The 20629-nt window shown below is 56.4% G+C and carries 16 protein-coding genes; 9 read left to right on the forward strand and 7 right to left on the reverse strand.

The window, feature by feature from the left end:
• Positions 1 to 12: 12 nt before the first annotated feature.
• From HUV30_RS14320 to HUV30_RS14345, 6 genes are all read left to right on the forward strand, one after another.
• A complete protein-coding gene (locus tag HUV30_RS14320) occupies positions 13 to 909 on the forward strand; it encodes a homocysteine S-methyltransferase family protein (RefSeq protein WP_174406099.1) in 897 nt (298 codons plus the stop codon).
• Positions 910 to 940: 31 nt separating this feature from the next.
• The gene (locus tag HUV30_RS14325) at positions 941 to 1327 is read left to right on the forward strand and encodes a response regulator (protein ID WP_174406100.1); all 387 of its coding nucleotides are present in this window, start codon (positions 941 to 943) and stop codon (positions 1325 to 1327) included.
• Between the two features lie 204 nt (positions 1328 to 1531).
• Positions 1532 to 2707 carry a putative sulfate/molybdate transporter gene (locus HUV30_RS14330; RefSeq protein ID WP_243452182.1) on the forward strand — a complete coding sequence of 392 codons (1176 nt, stop codon included), beginning with the start codon at positions 1532 to 1534 and terminating at the stop codon, positions 2705 to 2707.
• Between the two features lie 18 nt (positions 2708 to 2725).
• Positions 2726 to 3922, forward strand: coding sequence for a hypothetical protein (locus HUV30_RS14335; RefSeq protein ID WP_174406101.1), 1197 nt, complete (start codon positions 2726 to 2728; stop codon positions 3920 to 3922).
• 90 nt (positions 3923 to 4012) lie between these two features.
• On the forward strand, positions 4013 to 4453 hold the full coding sequence (locus HUV30_RS14340) for an alanyl-tRNA editing protein (protein ID WP_174406102.1): 441 nt from the start codon (positions 4013 to 4015) through the stop codon (positions 4451 to 4453).
• A 25-nt stretch (positions 4454 to 4478) separates the two neighbouring features.
• Positions 4479 to 5207 (forward strand): hypothetical protein, encoded by a 729-nt coding sequence (locus HUV30_RS14345; protein ID WP_174406103.1) that lies wholly within the window; start codon positions 4479 to 4481, stop codon positions 5205 to 5207.
• 62 nt (positions 5208 to 5269) lie between these two features.
• Here HUV30_RS14345 and HUV30_RS14350 read toward each other — a convergent pair whose 3' ends face one another.
• The gene (locus HUV30_RS14350; protein WP_174406104.1) at positions 5270 to 8704 is read right to left on the reverse strand and encodes a PAS domain S-box protein; all 3435 of its coding nucleotides are present in this window, start codon (positions 8702 to 8704) and stop codon (positions 5270 to 5272) included.
• A gap of 243 nt (positions 8705 to 8947) precedes the next feature.
• Here HUV30_RS14350 and htpG point away from each other — a divergent pair, with 243 nt between their 5' ends.
• The gene (htpG, locus tag HUV30_RS14355; protein WP_174406105.1) at positions 8948 to 10837 is read left to right on the forward strand and encodes a molecular chaperone HtpG; all 1890 of its coding nucleotides are present in this window, start codon (positions 8948 to 8950) and stop codon (positions 10835 to 10837) included.
• Positions 10838 to 11482: 645 nt separating this feature from the next.
• Here the strand turns inward: htpG and HUV30_RS14360 are convergent.
• Entirely contained in the window at positions 11483 to 13060 is a 1578-nt protein-coding gene (locus HUV30_RS14360; RefSeq protein WP_205245225.1) for a methyl-accepting chemotaxis protein, read from the reverse strand.
• A gap of 286 nt (positions 13061 to 13346) precedes the next feature.
• Complete coding sequence (locus HUV30_RS14365; RefSeq protein ID WP_174406107.1) at positions 13347 to 13583, reverse strand: hypothetical protein; 237 nt, start codon at positions 13581 to 13583, stop codon at positions 13347 to 13349.
• Between the two features lie 598 nt (positions 13584 to 14181).
• Here HUV30_RS14365 and HUV30_RS14370 point away from each other — a divergent pair.
• Positions 14182 to 14529: a DVU0772 family protein gene (locus HUV30_RS14370; protein WP_174406108.1), complete on the forward strand. Its 348-nt coding sequence runs from the start codon at positions 14182 to 14184 to the stop codon at positions 14527 to 14529.
• 124 nt (positions 14530 to 14653) lie between these two features.
• Here HUV30_RS14370 and recD2 read toward each other — a convergent pair whose 3' ends face one another.
• From recD2 to aroL, 4 genes are all read right to left on the reverse strand, one after another.
• Positions 14654 to 16864: an SF1B family DNA helicase RecD2 gene (gene recD2 / locus HUV30_RS14375; RefSeq protein WP_174406212.1), complete on the reverse strand. Its 2211-nt coding sequence runs from the start codon at positions 16862 to 16864 to the stop codon at positions 14654 to 14656.
• A gap of 24 nt (positions 16865 to 16888) precedes the next feature.
• The gene (gene aroC / locus HUV30_RS14380) at positions 16889 to 17989 is read right to left on the reverse strand and encodes a chorismate synthase (protein WP_174406109.1); all 1101 of its coding nucleotides are present in this window, start codon (positions 17987 to 17989) and stop codon (positions 16889 to 16891) included.
• A gap of 190 nt (positions 17990 to 18179) precedes the next feature.
• A complete protein-coding gene (locus tag HUV30_RS14385; RefSeq protein ID WP_174406110.1) occupies positions 18180 to 18602 on the reverse strand; it encodes a universal stress protein in 423 nt (140 codons plus the stop codon).
• A 95-nt stretch (positions 18603 to 18697) separates the two neighbouring features.
• Positions 18698 to 19228: a shikimate kinase AroL gene (aroL, locus tag HUV30_RS14390; protein WP_174406111.1), complete on the reverse strand. Its 531-nt coding sequence runs from the start codon at positions 19226 to 19228 to the stop codon at positions 18698 to 18700.
• Positions 19229 to 19427: 199 nt separating this feature from the next.
• Between aroL and mltA the strand changes: the two genes are divergently transcribed.
• Positions 19428 to 20621, forward strand: a complete 1194-nt coding sequence (gene mltA, locus HUV30_RS14395) for a murein transglycosylase A (RefSeq protein WP_174406112.1) — start codon at positions 19428 to 19430, stop codon at positions 20619 to 20621.
• The last annotated feature ends 8 nt before the right edge of the window (positions 20622 to 20629 follow it).

Here is a 20629-nt window from a genome sequence, read left to right on the forward strand (position 1 = left end):
AGGAGCAATCATATGCCTACTCTCTATGATCGTGTGAAAAGCGGCGAATTTCTCTTTCTCGACGGCGGAACTGGGACTGAGCTTACCCGCAGAGGGCTTGTACACGGCAACGCCCCCTGCTGGAGCGCAGAAGCCGTGCTCGGCCAGCCCGACCTTGTCCGCACGGTGCATGAAGACTTCATCCGCGCCGGATCGGACATCATCGTCTCCGACACCTTCCGTGCCTCTGCGCTGCACCTTGCCACCTGCGGCATGGACAATCGATGGGAAGAAATCAACACCACCGCGGTGCGTCTCGCCTATGAAGCCATTGAAAATGTCGGGGCAAAACGTCAGGTGCATGTCATCGGCTCCATTTCCGCCATCCCGCCCGACGGGGACTGGTCACCGGAAACCATTCGGGAACAGCATTCCCGACAGTCGGTTGCTCTTGCCAAAGCAGGCGCTGAAGCCATTCATGTGGAAATGATCAACGATGCCCGCTGGGGCGAACTGGCGCTTGACGGAGCTTCAGACGCGGGCATTGCTCTGTGGGCCGGATTCTCGTGCTCTCGTGACGAACGCAGGCGCCCTGTACTTTCCGCAAGCGGCATGCTCCTTGAAGAGGCGCTGGGGTCTCTGCTTTCCAGCCGTGTAAAGGTTGTCTGCCTTACGCACACCATGGCTTCGGATATCGGTGCCTGCCTTGAGGTTCTGCGCCAGCAATGGGTAGGCCCCATTGCGGTGGCACCGCACGCCTCCCGCTCACCGGTACCCAACCAGTCCGTTGCAGACACCTACACACCGGAAGAATTCCGTGCCAAGGCCCGCCAGTGGATCACGTCCGGCGTGCGCATAATCGGGGGCTGCTGCGGCATCACTCCGGATTATATCCGCACGGCAAGGGATGGCATTCAACTGCTGGCATGATACGAATGCCTGCTAAAGAGAGGAATATCTGATGCCTGTGGCACTTGTCGTGGACGACGACATGCTCAACCGCATCACAGTAAACCATATGCTGAGCAAGGCCGGATATTCCGTGCACCTTGCCGCAGAAGGGTTGGAGGCTCTTGCCCTGCTGAACGACGGGCTCGAACTGGATGTGGTTCTCACGGATATAGAAATGCCCGTCATGAACGGCAGACTGCTCCTGTCTGCCCTGCGCCAAAGGGACAGCCAGAAACACCTGCCGGTGATTGCGCTGACAGCCCACTCACCGTCCATGGAGTCAGCAACGCCTCTGGCGGAAGGTTTTGACGCTCTGGTTGAAAAGCCCATAGAAAAAGCTGAACTACTAGAAACATTAAGCAGGGTGCTTTCAAAAAAAGGCTGCACCTGCGGCTGAAGGCTGCCTATTAGTCCGGACACCCGCCAAAGCGGCGTATTGTTCACGCAGATACGGGGCCTGCCGCCAGCCTGCTGAAAGTACAAAACGGTGACGGAACAGCAAGAAAACCCCTTCACAGCAATCAGGGGCAGTGATAGGGGAAAAGGGTTTTCAATACGAACAATGCATTACCAATACCTGCCCGTATTGAGGAGCTGACATTTGGCTATTCGCTTCAACAGGATGGAACTGGCGGGCTCACTGGGCGATCTTGGCGCACTGCTGCCCCTTGCCTTGGGCATGATCCTGATAAACGGCCTTGATCCTGTGGGGCTATTCTTCTGTGTCGGGCTGTTCTACCTGCTGGGCGGGGCCTACTACCGTGCTCCCATTGCCGTGCAGCCCATGAAGACCGTCAGCGCCTATGCCGTGGCAACCGGCATATCGGCCACAGCCATAGCCGCTTCCGGCATGTGGCTCGGTGTGCTGCTTCTTCTGGCCGCTTACGGCCCCGTGCTGACGTTCCTCAAACGCTTTATTCCCATTCCCGTGGTGCGCGGCGTGCAGGTTTCCACCGGCGTGCTGCTGGCCATACAGGGGTGCAAGCTCGTCCTTGGCCGCTCCAGTCTGCAGGGGGCTCTCAGTGAACCACACCTGGGACTGGGATCAATATTCGGCGTTCCGTGGAGCATCATCCTCGGACTTCTTGCCCTTGGTGCCATTCTCGCATTGCTCGACAGCAAACGCTATCCCGCAGCGCTTGTTGTGGTGAGCGGCGGTTTCATCACCGGCTTACTGTTCAAGGGGGCAGGACTTTCCCTCGGTCTTTACAGCCCTTCCCTCTTTCCTTTCGGCCTGCCCTCGTGGGCGGATTTTGCCTTTGCGCTCCCCATGCTGGTATTGCCGCAATTGCCCATGACCATAGGCAATGCGGTTTTCGCCAATGCAGATCTTTCGAATCAGCTTTTCCCTGAAGCCAAGGAAAAAGTGACTCCGAAAGCCCTGTGTGTCACTATGGGAATAGCCTGCCTCACCTCGTCGTTCCTTGGCGGCATGCCCATGTGCCACGGTTCCGGCGGGCTGGCCGCGCACTACCGTTTCGGCGCCAGAACCAACGGTTCCAATCTGTTCGCGGGTGCTCTGTTCCTTGGCGCCTCGATCCTGCTTGGCCCTTCTCTGGTTAACGCGCTGAACTTGATACCCCTTGCCGTTCTGGGCGTACTGCTCTTTATGGCAGGAGTGGAGCTCTGTCTCACCATTCGCGATTTGACCGAAAGAAGCGGACTGTTTATCGTCTTCTTCATGCTCGTTTTTTCCATAACCGTTAATCTCGCCGTCGCGTTCCTTGCCGGTATCGTTCTCAGCCGGTATGTGGAATACAGACGCATAAGCATATAACCCAGAGTAGGGGGAAATGTGGCTGACACTCAACGCCCTGACAAAATCACCATGGCTCCGAAGCCTTCATCGGGAAACAAGAGGCTTCTCTGGATTCTTCTCATCTGTGCCGTTGCGGCCGGAGCATTCTGGATGTTCCGCGATTCCGCCCGGGAACTGACACGCCCTGCGCCGCCTCCTGTTGATCAGGGCCAGATGCGGTTGCAGCTTCCCACGCCTCCGCAGGCAACGGTTAACGGCACCGCAAACGCCACCTCTCAATCCGCAGGCGCACCGGATGCCGGCGGGACAGCTCCGGCCACTGCCATGACCGAAAACGCCCCCTCCGCGCAGACGGGTGAAACCGCCACCGATGGAGCCCAGAACGTGGGACGCGTCATGCCCAAGGTGCAGGACGATTCCGTCATTACCCTGAGCTTTGTGAGCGATCTGGCCCGTTACCTTGCGAACAGCTATTATCCTGCCGGCACCGAAGCGGCCAAGAAAGAGGATACGGGCGTTCTCGTAACCGGCACCAAGGCGCTGAACATGCATTACGGTGTTGAGATGACGGGCCTCACCTGGTCCGGCGACGACATCAGAAGGGGCCGCCAGAACATATTGCGTTATGTTCTGACCCCCACCATGACAGACGCCCTTTACACCCTCTATGCAGACCGCTTCATGGCTGCCCTGCAGGAAGAGGCCAGACAGATCATCCGCAATGTGGAGGGTGAGGAGCGCAACCTGACCCGCATGGAAATCAAGGAAATGCACCATCTGCTCTCGACGAAGGTGCAGGCAACGGCTGGCGTTCTTCGCGCATGCGTCCTCATGGAAGATGCCATGGCGAGAGTGGAGGCGCTGCATGCCTCTACCAAGAAGTCTCTTGAAGCGAACCAGCATTTCCAGACGGCGCTCCTGCGCTATCAGGAACTTTCCGAAGCGGATGCAAAGGATGCAAAGGCCATTGCAAAGGCCAAGACCGCCATGGACAGCGCTGGCAAGACCTACCAGCAGGCCATAATGCAGCGAGAGCGCACAAGGGAATCTCTTGCAAACGCCCTGCGCAAGTACAAGTGGGTCTCCATGCAGGACGACGGCACCAACGTATACATCGCACAGTGGGTGTACCGCAGGGTGCAGGATAACCCCCGCGTGTTCCCCGCCATCATGTCCATGCATGAAAACCTGCTTGATCTGGCCGAACGCATGGAAAAGAAGGCCGCCCTCTAGGCAGTCTTCCCGCGCACATACTCATTTCGCAGCAGGGTCTGCATCCGTCTGTGCGGATGCAGACCCGTTCTTCATGGAGGAAATACAAGAATGGCCAAGGATTACGATCCCCCGATGCATACCACCGAGCATCTGCTCAACCAGACCATGGTGCGCATGTTCGGATGCGGGCGCTGTTTTTCCGCCCATCTGAACAAAAAGAAGTCCAAGTGCGATTATCATTTTTTACGCCCACTCACGGACGAAGAAGTGAAGGAAATCGAGAAGATAGTTAACACCCAACTCCGACTTGACCTGCCTGTCCGCGAGGAGATTCTTGACAAGGCGGCCGCTGCTGCGCGATTCAACCTCGGCAAACTTCCGGATGATTCCATCCGGACCATCCGCATCGTCCATATCGGAGAGTATGATGCTTGTCCCTGCATTGGCGAACACGTCGCAAACACTGCCGAAATCGGCACATTTTCCATAATATCCCATGACTTTGCGGATGGCATTCTGCGTCTGAGGTTCAAACTGCACGATCAGTAATCTCTTTTAAGCACCACGGTACTCAATGAAAACCCCAACCCTCGTCACCCTGCTTTGCGCCTGCCTGAGCCTTTCCGTGCTCATGGGCTGCGTCGTCCATCAACCTCCGGCAGCGCCCGTGACTCAAAACGCCACGGTGGTTCCGGTTGAGCCCCCTCTGACCGTTATGGATGGAGCGGACTTTGCCGTTTTCACAAAGCGGTTCCTGCCCGAACTGGTAAAGCGCAAAATTCTGACCCCGAACGGAACTCCGGCACCGGAAACACCGCTGCTGCTGCACGGCACGAATGTTCCAGAGGGCGAATACAGGCCGAAATCCTTCGGCAGAGATTTTTATGAACGCCTCTCCCTGCGCTTCATGTGGAATGCCGAAGAGCGTGCAGACGCCACGGAACCGGTGACCCATTCCAGCATGACATCCACCGGCGAGGCTCTTAACATTAACGAGTCATCCCTTGTGGTGGTAAGCGAGTTCAGCACGGACATTTACACACTGATAGCGCTGCTCGACTGGAATCAGGACGGCAAGCGCGACTGGCTGGTGCGCTACCGCTTCAAGCCGGGTGTTGAAAGTCCTTCTTCTTCCCGCCTGCTGATTATTCCTGCACCCAAACCGGAAGGAATTCTCGAGGCAGAAGTGATCGAGGCCGTCGAATGCACGGAAGAAGGCTGCAAGAGCTACACAGGCACCGGCCTGCCTGAAATACTGGGCTATGATCCTGTCGCCGAGGCGCAAAAACAGGAAACCAAGTAGCAATACAAAGCCCCCGCATGAGGTGAATCCGGTGCGGGGGCTTTTCTTGTATCTTGCAAAACTCAGTGGGGACGCGGAAGCCTGTTTTCGCCTTCGGACAGGGTAATCGCCTTTGTCTCCTCAGATGATAACACCCCGCCGCTTTCCAGCAGCCTGGCCAGCACCTCGGACAATTTACGCAGATCCAGAGGCTTGGATAAGAAGGCGTTCATCCCGGCCTCAAAGCAGGCTTCCTCATTTTCCTTTCCGGAAAAAGCCGTCAGCGCCACAATGGGCATTCGGGACACGTCCTTCCCGCATTCACCGCCGCGTATGGCTCTGGCCACCTCAAGCCCGTTACGCCCCGGCATCTGCAGATCCAGCACCAGGCAATCATACCGACCGCTTTTCAACAGGGTGGCAACGCTCTGCCCGTCTTCGGCATAGGCCACACTGCCGCCGAACAATTCCAGCCAGCGGCCGATGACCACACGGTTAATACTGTCATCATCGGCAACGATGATTTTCACACCTTTAAGAAGCGGGGCCACCTCTTCCCTTCTGACGGGAGAATAACGGGCAGCATCTCCGCCCGCATCAGCACCGGAGATCTGTTCCGGATATTCCGGACTATCCCCTTCCGCCGTCTGCTCTGCCACAGCCTGAGCTGCCAGAATCCGCACCCGTTCGGCAGATCTGTCCACAGGGTTCCACCGCAGCGGAACACGCATGGCAAGCTCTACTGCCCCGTCTCGTTCCTCCACAGAAAGACTGCCCCCCAACGCCACGGCAAACCGGCCTGCCAGAGCCAGTCCGAAACTGCCCATGCACTGCAAGATGCGAACTTCTCCGCCTACCACCTTTCGTGCGCACTCTGCCCATTCAGCAAGGTCATCCGCCGCCACGCTTACGACAAATTCAGTCATTCGCGTGCCGAGTTTCAGCAATGCCGATTCTCCTGCCGGCTGCCTGAGTTCCAGACAGATCTTTGCGTTTTTGGTTCCCTCGACAGAATACTCAACCATTTTGGAAACAATTTTGCGCAGTCTGGAGGCATTGCCCACAAGCATTTCCGGGAACACCGAGGCTATGGAAGCCGATAGTTTTCCACCTTTTCGGGCTGCTCTCGGCGCATGGGCGTTCACAACATCCAGCAGCATGTCGTCAATCACAAAGGGACAGGATACTTCATCCCTTGATTCCGTATCAATGGCCTTTGTTGAAAGGGCCGAGGTAAGACGGGCATACTCCAGCAGGTCTTCCATAAACCGCATAAGCCCGTCGCCGGATTCCTGCGACATACGCACATAGTGCTGCTGCAGGTCGGTAAGCGGGGTCTCTGCCAGCAACTGGAGCATGCCCATTATGCCCTGCAACGGAGTGCGCAGTTCCTCGCCGATACTCCCGAAAAACGATTCAGTGGCTTTTTCCGCCTGTTCTCTCGCACGGCGGGCATGATTCAGACAGTCTTCAGCCTCGCGCGATCCGGTAACATCCCGGATGATAGAGAGGGCATATCGCCTGCCTGCGGCGGACAGTATGCGCGTATGCGCCTGTACATCCATGGCGGAGCCGTCTTTCCTGCGAAGCTGCCCTTCTGCAAGCCCTTCGTCAAACAGGCCTGCAAAATCCCCTTCAGCGCCCTGTACAACCAATCGTGAACAATCAAGGGTTTCCAGTTCGGTATCCGAATAGCCTAACACTGCCACCGCAGCCTGATTGAACTCCTCTACCCTTCCTGACGACAGGTTAATCAGCAGGATAACATCAGATGCCCGCTCGAATAACTCCCTGTACCGCTGCTCGCTCTCACGCAACCGCTCAACAGAAGTTTTGCGCTCATGAATGTCTGTCAGATGCACCATGAGGCTTTCGATAAGTCCCGCATCAGAACGCTCGGCCACGACGTTCAGTGAAGCCCAGAGCGGCACCCCGCTCTTGTGCATGAACCGCCTTTCAACTTGTATCCGGTCTGTTTCACCGGCGAAGAGTTTATGCAGTTCCAGTCTGGTGGATTCCGCATCTTCCGGACTGAACAGATCGCGCAGCAACCGGCCTTCCAGTTCCCGTGCAGAACACCCGAGGAAACGGCCCATGGCCGGATTGGCCGATGCCACGGTCATATTGCTGTTCAGCACCGCCATACCGGCCGGAGCCCCTTCGAACATCAGCTGGAAGTTACGCAACGTCTCGCTCACCAGCTGCTCTCTGGCATTGCGCTCGGTTACGTCATGAAAGGTAACAGCCACAAAGGCCTCTGCCCCGTTCTGGCGGGGAACAGGATGCATGGAAAGCCTGTAGATACGGCTGCCATACTCGTGCAGAGTATCCATGGGGGTGCCGGTGTCAACGACACGACTTATAGCGCGTAACCGGCGTTCTCTGTCGTCTTCACCGAACAGGAACCCGAAACCGGATTGTCCTGCACCGTAGTTAATCTCCCCGAAAAGCCGGTCCGCCGTCTCGTTACCCAAAAGACAATCGCCTCCGGCCGAAACCAGCAATATGGCGTTTTCCGACGCGTTCAAGAGTGAGCGCAGTATAGCCGTACGCCTCTGTCTCACCCGCCTGAAATACATATGTCCCCATATGGCTGCACCGCCAAGGAGGAGAAGCCCCAGCGCGATAAGCACACCTTCCAGCGAAAGCGGCTGCCGTGCTTCACCATCGTCCGCAAACCACTTGGCAAGCAGCTTGCGGTGCGAAGGGCTGTCCACGAACAGCTCAACCTGTATCCCAAGCCTGTCCTTGACAGATTCGTTCCCTTTTCCCACAGCAATGGCGTACTGCTCCTTCAAAAGGCGCCCGTCGAGCATCTTGATGCGATCCTGCAATCCCATTCGCCTTGCATAAAATAACACTGCAGCCTGCGGATGAATGACGGCATCCACCTGACCGGAAAGCAGCATGAAGAGAAGCTGCTCTACTCCAGATGCCTCCCGCACCAGCGTGCCGGAAAGCTCCCGCACTATGGATAAAGCAATACCCCCGCGCACAACGCCGACGTTGCGCCCCTGCAGATCACTTGACGTGCTGGAAAAAACAGAGTCGGACAAAGCGAACAATCCCACCGAATCGGACCGCAGCGGCGTGGTGAAATCGGCAAACTGTTTGTAGGGCTCCCTGACCGGAAGCAGGGGGATCGCCTGAATTCTGCCTGCCTCAAGATCTTGCAGCACTGCATTCATGTCCGGATATCGCCGGATAATCAGAGAATAACCTGCAGATTCTGCAATATGTGCCATGCATTCCATGGCGAAACCGGATGAGGACACATCCAGAGATACATAGTCCGGCGGAGAGAGCTCGGGAATGCCCACCACAAGCGGCTCCGGTGCGGGGGGGCGTATTTCGGCCCGTACAGGCGACAGCAGACTGTACAGCAGCATACCGCTTTCTGTGCGGCCGACGGGTCCGGACACGACAATATGTACCGCCTGTCCCAAGTGGACAAACAGGATCAGCAGAATGAACAGGATGAGCACCTGTAGAGTTTTCCTGCGAAAGTCGACGATCATAATGTCTCCGGCCAATTGTTACCGCGGCGCATCCCGGCAGTCATCTTTTCGCAGCGGAAGCGGACATCGTGGAACAGGTTCAGTGTAAAATATAAACCCGCCAGAAAGGTAATTACATTATAACCAAAATACTACTGGTGCACTTCCCCCCTTGACCATGGAGTCCTGCGCATTATCTTTGCATCGGTCATGCGTCATGACCATTCTATCCATCAGAATTTATTGCTCAAGGAGACGCAAAGCATGTCGCAAACGTTCGAATTCAAGACCGAAGTGCGCAAACTGCTGCACATCATCACCCACTCGCTGTACACGAACCGCGAAATATTTCTGCGGGAACTCGTTTCCAACGCCTCTGATGCGCTGGACAAGCTGAGATTCGCACAGGCAAAGGGTGAAGCCGTGAACGCCCCCGAGCTTGAACTGGGCATCGACATCAGCATCGACAAGGAAGCCAAGACCATCACCATCCGCGACACCGGCATAGGCATGACGCGTGAGGAACTGGTGGACAACCTTGGCACCATCGCCCGCTCCGGATCTGAGCGCTTTCTCAAGGAACTTTCGGAAAAGCAGGAAGATCCCGGCAACATCATCGGCCGGTTCGGTGTGGGCTTCTATTCCGTCTTCATGATTGCGGACAAGGTGGAAGTGACCACCAGAAGTGCCCGTGGCGACGAAGCGGCAACCACATGGGTTTCCGACGGACTCGGCTCGTTTGAAGTCATCCCCTGCGAGGAAGGCGCACCGGAGCGCGGCACCGTCATCACCATCCACGTAAAGGACGAAGCGGACGAGTTTCTCGAAAAGTTCCGCCTGCAGAGCATTCTGAAAAAGCACTCCAGCTTTATCCCCTTCCCCATCCAGCTGGAAGGCGAACGGGTGAACACCACCCCTGCCCTGTGGCGCGAGCCCAAGAGCTCCATCACCAAGGAACAGTACAAGGAATTCTACACCCACCTTACCTTTGATGAAGCAGAGCCCATGGATACGCTGCACATCTCGGTGGATGCCCCTGTACAGTTCAACTGCCTTGCCTTCATTCCCAACATGGCAAGAGATGTGTTCGGCTTCGACCGTGAGCGTTACGGGCTGGACCTCTACGTACGCCGCGTGCTCATTCAGCACGAGAACAAGGATCTCATTCCCGAATATCTTTCCTTCCTCAAGGGCGTGGTGGATACCGAAGACCTGCCCCTGAACATTTCACGCGAAACCCTGCAGGAAAATGCCCTGATCAGAAAGATTCAGCAGACCATAACCAAGCAGGTGCTGAACCATCTGGAAAAGCTGGCAAAGAGCGATGCAGATGCCTACAACCGCTTCTGGAACACCCATGGCAAGGTCTTCCGCATCGGCTACCACGATTATGCAAACCGTGAAAAGTTCACCCAGCTGCTGCGCTTCAATTCTTCCCATCATGAAGACAAGGACGGACTGACCTCCGTTGAAGCATACATTGAGCGCGCTAAGCCCGAACAGAAGGCCGTGTACTACATCACCGCCCCCAGCCGCGAAGCTGCCAAGCTCAATCCGCATCTGGAAATATTCACCCGCAAGGGACTGGAAGTGCTGTTCCTTTTCGAACCCGTCGACGAGTTCGTCATGGACAACCTGCACAAGTACAAGGAATTCGAGTTCGTGGCGGCAGAAACCGTCAAGGCCGAGACGCTGGATGCCTTCCCCGACATGGAACAGGAAAAGAAGGCCGAGGAGTTGTCCGAAGGCGACACCAAGACCTTTGATGACCTCATCGAAACCATGAAGACCATTCTGGGCGACAAGGTTACCGATGTGCGCATCTCCCGCCGTCTTTCGGGTTCCCCTGCCGTGCTGGCCAGCACGGATGGTGCCACGTCCTCCATGGAGCGCCTCATGCGCATCATGAACAAAGACGAGTCCATTCCCAAGAAGGTGCTTGAGATCAACCGCGACCATGCCATTTTGCGCAACCTGCTGCGCATCTTCAAGGCAGACAGCAAGGACCCCATTATCGAGGAAACCGTGGTGCAGCTCTTTGAATCTTCGCTGCTCCTCGAAGGCTACCTCAAGGACCCGCACGCCCTTGTTGGCCGCATCAACAACCTGCTTGAGAAGGCCAGCGGCTGGTACACAGAAGTTAAGAAGCTGTAGCGCACAACGCCAAAGCACAAAAACACGAAGGGGCGGGTCACATTGACCCGCCCCTTTTCGTGGACAGCGTTGTATTACTTCATGCCCAGCGCTGAGATGCAGAATCCTCCGTCGGCGGGAAAGCGCGACCTTACCCGCCGACGGCGGTTCTGCTCAGTGAATCGTCACTCCCTTCCCTCTTGCCGGTGAGGTGGCACAATCTGCCCGGGGAATGACTAAATATGCTCCTCTCCGCAGCCCCATGCATTCATGACTCATGCATTCAGTCCCGATTTATCCGGTTTGAACTACCCTTGCATGAACACAAAAAACGACAGATGGAATAGCCCACTATTACTGCATACGGAAAATCACGTCCACATTTGTTAAAAGTTCCTTTTTGCCTTTTCCTGTCCTGCATCGAAAATTTGTCGCATTATGTCTCTAACTGTGTTTTTTTGCATCATTTTTCTGCATATCTCAGCTGTGGCACACCTCTCCCCAAATTGGTCAAACCACCAGTGAGAGCACAATTGGTCCAACCCATAAGTGACGACATAAACCACTGGAGTATCACAGCAGAGCATGTCCAAACCGTATTCCCGGTATATAAGGCATAAAAAAAGGCCGGTAAAACCGGCCTGTTGGAATACCTGTCAAAGCGGATCATTCATCCATGTCGCAAGTTTCAGACGAGTGCGCCTTCATTTCTGCAATGATGGTCTTCAGATCCGCCGCCCTGCGGGCCAATTCCTGCACGGCAAGAGCAGATTCATGCATGGCGTGAGCATTTTCATCCGCTGAACGGGAAATGTACTCGGTGGAAGCGACAATCTCGTCACTGGCCGCAGACTGCTGTTCCGCAGCGGCTGCGATGTCGCGCACATGGTCCGCAGTTTTTTCCACAAGCTGCACAATCTCTTCCAGCATCTTGCCGGAAGCAAGGGCAAGCTGGGCGTTTTCCTTGATGGCGCTGGCAGTACTTTCAGAAGACGACCTGCTCTTGTGCGTGCTCTCCTGAATACTGCCGATGGCCGAGGTCACTTCTTTGGTGGCCTGCATGGTTTTTTCAGCAAGCTTGCGTACTTCATCGGCAACAACGGCAAAACCACGGCCGTATTCGCCGGCACGGGCGGCCTCGATGGCGGCGTTCAATGCAAGAAGGTTGGTCTGGTCCGCAATATCGTTGATAACACCGATAACAGTGCCAATGCTCTCTGCCTGTTCGCCCAGCATATCCATATCGTCCTTGAGGCGTACGGCATCTGCATACACACGTTCAGTCAGCTTGCGCGAATCGTCCACTACGCGGGCGCCTTCCTGCGCCTTGGAGCGTGCGGACTCGGCAAGGCTGGCCACATTGCCCGCGCCCTTGGCCACTTCTACCACAGACGCATTCATCTGCTCCATGGAGTGGGAAACCTCGCGGGTACGTTCCTGCTGCAGACGGCTGGCCGCAGTGGACTGCTCAACCTGCGCGGAAAGCTCTTCCGCCGCAGCGGCAAGGCTGTTGGAAATATCCGTGGCCTGCGCAGCAGAGCGCGATATCATCTCGTTATGCGAGCATATCTCTGCTTCCTTCTGCTTCAGGGTCGTCATATCCAGATACAGGCAGAAGCCACCGATACACTTACCACCCATGTCATAAAGGGGATACACGTTGGCAAGCACGTGGCGTACGCCGCCCTTGTGGCCGTTGATGGTCACTTCAAGGTTTTTGAAAACCTTGCCGTTATCAATGGACTGCCCTACCGCAGTCTTGCGTGACTTGTCGTTGTAGAAGATTTCGGCAAGTGTGCGGCCATACTGGCTTTCAGGAGTGGCATCAATTTCGAGCATCTCCATGCAGGCCTTGTTGGTGTACAAGGCGCGTTCCTTGGTATCCACCAGCAGGAACGGGGTAGGCAGCCCTTCCACTATCCCTTTCTTCAGCCCCATTTCGCGCAAGAATGCTGCGGCAAGCGCCTCCACTGCCTTGGCAGGAGCACCCGCTTCAGCACTGCCGAACCGGGCCGAAAAATCACCGTCGGTCATGGCGGTGGCAAATTTTTCAATATCCCCCAGAGAGGTGGATGCTCTCTTCACTCCAAACAGACCCAAGGCCATGCAGATGACCGAAACCAGCGCTACAGCGAGAAGCCACAGTTCAACCGCACCACCGGCAACAAGGGCTCCCACAGACACAAGGATGACTGCGCATATTCCGGCCACCAGACTCAGCATGGCAAATCTCTCGGTTATCATAGTGCTCACTCTCTCCAAATGCAGGAAATTCATTAACCAATCAGACAGCTTTGCCTACCGCATTTTCCACTTCCCAGTCCAGTATAACCACACGAAATAAAATCGACAAATCTGCGTGATTCAATAGGGAAACCATGCAATATTGAGAAAAAAGAAGAATGGATTTGGATAGTTCTCATCCTGAAGCAGGAGAAAAAGGGGAATGGCAAAAAAGAAAGCCCGCCGCTGCGGGGGCAGCGGCGGGCACCAACCATGCTTCAACGTCACAACCGCGATTGAAAAGACCTTAGCCCAAAGTCTTCTCTGCGATCATGCGAAACTGTTTGAGTCCCTTTGAGTCTTGCCTGAACTCACTGGAAGGACATTTGGCACACGCTTCGCCGTAGCGGCGGTACAACGTGGCTGCCTTGCCATGGGAGATGTTCTTCCCGCCTCCGGTTACCACATTCCCGGAAGGGGTAAATTCCAATCCCATGCTCTTAGCCACCTCAAAAAACCTAACAGCAAACTCATCTGGCTTCATCGGGGAACCTCCGTAGCTCAAAGGGGTTTTTGCAGTTCAGCATGATGGCCGTCCACAATGGAACGGTAACGTACTCAATGCCTCAAACCCTCTCCAAAACCAGTCCGACCCACAGAATCTGGTCACGGACAGGACTGAGGACTTCTCCAGCACAGGTATAAACTCATAATCACTAGCCTACGTCAAGCGAATCAAAACAGGTTGAACACACAATTCAAACAAATCATTCTGCCGTAATTCCGTAACATCTGTGAACTTCAGCCTGGTCAGCTTCCCCGATCCACACAAAACTCATCACTCAAACAAGGGTGCAGGCACACCTTTCATCCTCCGGCCCGACACCGGTGAATAGCCGCAACTGACGGAAACACAGAGTGGAATCGTAGCAAGAAGAAAAAGAAGCAGAAAACTTAAATTTAGTATTGACCAGTTAATAATAATCGTTACTATTTAATCATGCAGAGCGAAAGCTCTCCCTTCACAAGGCATGCACCGTCTTGATCGGGGCCGGGGGGTGGCAGCCCGGCCCCGAAATCAGGACACTATGACAAGAACACGGCTCAGCCGGAACAATATTTCGCCAACCAAGGAGGATGATATGGGTCTTCTTTCTCAGTTCGGTCATCTGGATATAGACTGGAACCTCAGCCCCGAGCACGCAGTTACCATGTATCTTGAATGGGGCAACAATAACTGGCATGCGGAATATCCGCCTGTCCGGTCCAAGGCCGACTATTCCACCTATTTCGTGGTTGACATGTGGGGAGAAAAGCCCGTTGTCCGCCTTGTACGCCGCAACTCTGAAGCTGCGGAAGAATTGGTAACCCTTCAGCTCCCCAACCGTCTGGCAAACAAGCTGCTGGAAGAATACGGCGACCTGAAGTGCATCATGGAACCTACCAAGGAAATCAAGGCATGGCTCCGCAAGGAACTCGGCCACGACTAGACCAAGAATTTTTGAACAACACTCCTCTGTCCCCATGTGGCTCTCATGAAAAGCCCCCGTACCGGTATCGGGACCGGTACGGGGGCTTGTCGTTTCATTGCCTGCCGCAAGTGCAGTGACAGAATTAGCGGGCAGCAAGCCGCTGCGCAAGGCGCGTATACCGCTTCTGCATCTTGTTGTTCTTCACGGCCATGTTAAGGGCCTTGGGAGCCCCCACAAGAATGACCAGCCGCTTGCCGCGGGTAACTCCGGTATAGATGAGGTTGCGCTGCAGCAGCACATAATGCTGCGTCAGCACCGGAATGACCACAGCCGGATACTCCGACCCCTGCGACTTGTGGATGGATATGGCGTACGCCGGAACCAGCTCATCCAGTTCGTTGAAGGCATAGATGACATTCTTCTCGTCATCGAACCGGACGGTTACTTCCTTCTCCTTCACATTCACCACGCAGACACGACCTATGTCGCCGTTGAACACGTCTTTGTCGTAGTTGTTGCGAATCTGCATGACTTTATCATCAAGACGGAATTCCCGCTCCCCGCGTTTGAGGCACAGCCCGTTGGGGTTAAGCGCCTGCTGCAGCATGAGGTTCAGGTTCCCCGCACCGGCAGAGCCCTTGTGCATGGGAGTGAGCACCTGAATGTCGTTGAACCTGTCCATGCCGAAACGGCGCGGAATATGATTCTTGACCAGATCGACAATCATGGCGGCACAACGGTCCGGCTCATCCTGCCTGATGAAATAGAAGTCGGAAAGCTGATCGCGGGGCGCTTCAAGATACGGCACTTCGCCGCAGTTGATCTTGTGCGCGTTGGTGATGATGTCCGATTCCTGCGCCTGACGAAACACCTCAGTCAACTCCACCACATCGACCACGCCGGACGAAATGACATCGCGCAGCACGTTGCCTGGTCCGACGGAAGGCAGCTGGTGCACGTCGCCCACAAAAATCACCGTAGCCCCCAGCGGAACCGCCTTGAGCAGATGGAACATAAGCATGGTGTCCATCATGGACGCCTCATCCACCACCAGCAGACCGCAGGCAAGGGGGTTATCCTCGTTGCGCTGAAAGCCGTCGTCGCGGGGTGAATATTCCAGCAGACGGTGAATGGTCTTGGCCTCTTCGCCGGAAGTTTCAAACATGCGTTTGGCCGCCCGCCCCGTGGGGGCGCATAGAAGCACCTTGGCCTTCAGGGAGCGGAATACGCGGATAATGGCGTTTGTAATGGTGGTCTTGCCCGTACCGGGGCCGCCTGTCAGCACCATGACCTTGGCACGGGCCGCAGTGCGCACGGCATCGAGCTGCGCCTCGGCCAGATTGATGCCGAGCTCGCTCACCACCTTGTTCACCACTTCGTCCGGGCGGGGAATCTCGACAGACTTGGGTGACCCCAGCAGCTTGCGAAGATAGGTGGAAATGCCGGATTCGTATGCGTGGAAGCGGGTAAGATACACGGCTTCCTCGTCGCCTTCGAGCGGTTCCAGCACCACCCGTTCTTCGAGCTTGAGCGACCGGATGGCGTCTTCTATAAGATCGTACTGAATATCCAGATCGGCCGCGGTCTTGGCCACCAGCTTTTCCAGCGGGTAATAGACGTGGCCGTCGTCGGTGATTTTTTTGAGGGTATACAGTGTACCGGCCTCCGCCCGCAGCGGAGAATCCTTTTCAAACCCCAGTTTGCGTGCAACGGCGTCAGCGGTGAGAAAGCCTATGCCATGAATATCCATGGCAAGGCGATAGGGGTTTTCCTGCACCACGGTCAGGGCATGCTTGCCGTAGAAGCGATAGATGCGCACGGCATAAGCGGTGGAAACGCCGTGGGGCTGCAGAAACATGATCAGGTCGCGTATGCCGCGATGGTCGCCCCACCCTTCCTGCACCGCCTCGGCAGTCTTTTTGCCGATGCCCTCCACCTCAAGCAGACGTTCCGGCTCATGGTCGAGCACATGGAAGGTTTTCTCGCCGAAAGCGGCGACAATGCGCTCCGCCGTCTTGGGACCTACCCCGTGAATGAGGCCGGAACCGAGATAGTGCCGGATGCCCTCAACATGCGCAGGCAGCACGGTCTGGTGCCGCTGCATGTGCAGCTGTCTGCCGAAACGGGGGTTGTTGACCCAGTCTCCCCATATCTCGAGGGAAACGCCGGGCTGCGGGTCTGCCATATGCCCCACCACGGGAACACTGTCTCCGGTGGGCGTCTTGAGGCTGAAAACGGTGTAGCCGTTTTCCTCGTTATGAAAGACCACGCGTTCAAGCGAGCCTTTCAGTGACACTTCCGCGGGCTTGTCTCCGCCATCGGCCGGGGCATCGAGTAGATTTTTCTGCTGCATGCGGGTCATGTATCGACTGACCGCCTACAGGTCAAACTCATCCAGCTCCATGAGCCCGGAAAGAGGAGACAGACTCTGACGGGCCTGCATGAGCATGAGGTCGGCCAGAACAAGGCAGACCATGGATTTGAGCACGGGAACCACGCGCGGAATGGCGCATATGTCGTGCCTGCCGCCTATGCGGATGGTGCGTTCCTCGCCCTGCCGCGTGGTGGTAACCTGCTCCTTGGCGATGGAGGGTATGGGCTTTATGGCTACCCGCGCAATTACCGGCATACCGTTGGAAATGCCGCCGAGAATGCCACCGGCATTGTTGGTGACAAAAGAGTTCTCGCGCATGGAATCGTTATTCTCGCTGCCGCGCATACGCGCCGCCTCGAAACCGCTGCCTATCTCCACGCCCTTCACCGCGCCCACGCTCATGAGGGCGTAGGCAAGGCGGGCATCCAGCTTGTCGAAAACAGGCTCGCCAAGACCGGCAGGCACACCCAGTGCCTCAATCTGTACCACGCCGCCCAGCGTATCGCCGTCTGCCTTCACATCGTGCACAAGGCTTTCCCACCCGCCGATGACATCCGCGTCGGGCGAAAAGAACGGACGCTCCTGCGCGCCTTCGGGGTCCACGATATCCGCGGCTATGCCGCCCAGTTCCACTGTATAGGCGCGGACAGATATGCCCTGTGCGGCAAGAAACTGCTGGGCAATGGCGCCGCCCGCAACGCGGCTCACGGTTTCCCTGCCTGAAGAACGACCGCCCCCGCGATAATCACGAAAGCCGAACTTGCGGTCGAAAGTGAAATCGGCATGACCGGGACGCCACACATGCATTATGTCGCTGTAGTCGTGCGAACGCTGATCGGTGTTCTCGATCATGAACCCTATGGGAGTGCCGGTGGTGCGCCCCTCAAAAACGCCGGAAAGAATGCGCACCCTGTCCGCTTCCTTGCGGGCCGTTGCCGCAAGGCCTCCCTGACCGGGTCTGCGCCTGTCCAGCTCACCCTGAATGTCATCCTCGCTCAGTTCGATGCCGGAAGGACACCCATCCACCACGCCGCCCAATGCCGCGCCATGGGATTCACCAAACGTCGTAAGCCGGAACATCCGGCCGAAGGTGCTGCCGCTCATTCACATTCTCCTGAAGGTTGCTGGCGATACGCCCTGCCCTTTCGGGACGGGCAGGAATCACACACGGTTCTATCTGCATTGCCAACATGCGCGGCATAACGGGACAGGATTCCGTCCCTGCGGACAGGGAACGGAGATATGAGAGTGCCGGAGGCAGGGTGCTGCCTCCGGCCTTTTACGGTTCTGCGTTCTAGCGCACCACGGTAACGGGGCACGCGGCTATCTGCAGCACTCTGTGCGTGGTGCTGCCCACAAGCAACCCTTCCAGTTCGGAATGGCCGCGTGATCCCATGATGATGAGATCGCATTTTTCAAAGTCCGCCAGTTCGATGATGGCGTCTTCAACAGGGCCTTCCATGATCTTGGCGGAAAAAGTCACCCCCGCGCCGCGCAGCAGTTCGCGGAAGGGATTAAGCAGTTCGTCGGCACGTCTTACCAGACTTTCCTTGGCCTGCTCATAGGCTTCTGCACTCAACATGGGCGGAACCTGCATGCGGCAGTTGAGCAGCACGAGTTCCGCTCCGACGAGCTTGGAAAAATCAGCGGCATATCTGGCAGCCTTGAGTGAATACTCGGAACCATCCACAGGAACCAGAATCTTTTTGATCTGCATGGCGAAACTCCTTGAGTCATGAGCAGAACAGAATAGTACGCTACGCCACAGTAGGCCGTTATTCGGCAGAAAACAGTTGTTCCATCACTATATAACTACGGATTTTCTCCGTTTTCAAGCTCCCGCATGACGGAAGCCACAATTTCGTCCACCGGGCGTGCCGCATCTTCAATCAAATGCGCTGCAGCCGCATAATACGGCGCGCGCTCCCTGAGCACATCGGCCACTTCTTCCTCAATGCTCTTGCCCGTAAGCGAAGGACGCTGCGCATGCTGCGGGTCAGCCTGCAACCGCGCGGCAAGCGCCTCTGCAGAGGCAGTGAGCAGAACCACCAGCCCCGTGGCCCGCATGAGATCGCGGTTCTCTTCCCGCAGCACCATGCCGCCGCCCGTGGCGATGACAACTTCATGCTCTCCGCTCACGGCACGCAGGGCGGCGGATTCCATATCGCGAAAAGCCTTCCAGCCCCCGCGTTCCACTATGTCGCCCACGGCGCACCCGGCACCGCGCACAACCATTTCATCCGTATCCGTGAAACGCCACCCCAGCGTATCCGCCAGCGCCTTGCCCACAGTCGTCTTGCCGCTGGCTCTCGGGCCAATAAGATATATCCGCCGGGTCTGCATATTCCGCTCCTTATTGCTGTCCTTGCAGACAGATATGGTACGCCCATACGTGCCGCCCTGCAACAGCCCTTCTGCCCTTTCCATGAAGACGGGCTGTAAAGAAAAACACCAAAGACACCAGCGCCATCCCTTTTGTCCCGCAGCGTTTAGTGCTACAAGCTGCTTGATTCATATCATCACGCACGCTCAAGGAGTTTCAATGTCTTTCAGGAATCCCTTATATATCCGTCTTGCCAGTTTTGCCCTCGCCTGCATTCTGCTTGCTGCCTGTGCCAAACAGCCCACCACCGAATACACCCCCGTTTCCGAAAGCAAGGCAGACGCCATTGCACGGCAGATAGACATTTCCAAGCAGGGCCTCACGTCGTGGAACGACCTTGCCCCCGCGCTGGAAAGCTCGCTCGCCTACGTCAACCGCAAGCCCGCCGACGGTGTGGCCCTGAAGCGCGACATTCTTACCATCACCTGGGGCGAATTGCGTGCTGGCCTGCTGCTCATGCGCAACCTGCTGCCCCAGCTCGATCAGGACCCCAGCTTGCTGGGCAAACATTTCAGATTTGTCCAGATCTCGAAAGATCCCAAATTTACCAGCTATTACGAACCCGCCATTGAAGCCAATCTCACGCCCTCCAGCGTGTATGCCTACCCCATCTATTCCGTGCCGGGCGACCTGCAATCAGTGGACCTGACTCCCTTCCATCCTCGGTTCAAGGGCGAAAGACTCTATTACCGGCTGGAAAACGGGAAGGTTGTCCCCTACTTCCACCGCGCGGACATTGATTCCGATAAAAAGCTGTCCAACAAGGGACTGGAAATCGCATGGGCCAAGGATCCCGTTGATATCTTCTTCCTGCAGGTGCAGGGTTCGGGACGCCTCATCCTGCCAGACGGACACGAGATGCATGTCCTGTACGCAGGCAAGAACGGCCACCAGTATGTTTCCCTCGGCAGGGTCATGAAGGAAGCGGGGCTGCTCGGGCCGGACAACATCAGCATGCAGTCCATACGCGAATATCTGGACCGCAACCCCCAGAAAATGCAGGAACTGCTGAACACCAACCCGAGCTACGTGTTTTTCCGCCTCTCGGACAAGGGACCCTTCGGCGCCATGAACCAGCCGCTCACGGCACGGGTATCGCTCGCCACGGACCCGCTGCTCCTGCCGCTCGGCAGCCTGATGACCTTTACCATTCCCCTGCCTGACAAGGGCCCCGCAGGCGAATTCCGTCAGGGCACCCCCTTCACCGGCATAGGCCTTGCGCAGGATACGGGCGGCGCCATCAAGGGACACAGGCTGGACTTCTTCAGCGGCTACGGCGAAGAAGCCACATGGGTGGCCGGACACATGAACACCCCGGGCAGCGTGTGGATAATGCTGCCGCGCATTCCCTAAAGGACCCG

It is taken from the genome of Desulfovibrio subterraneus (assembly GCF_013340285.1).
GTDB classification, from domain to species: Bacteria; Desulfobacterota; Desulfovibrionia; order Desulfovibrionales; family Desulfovibrionaceae; genus Halodesulfovibrio; species Halodesulfovibrio subterraneus.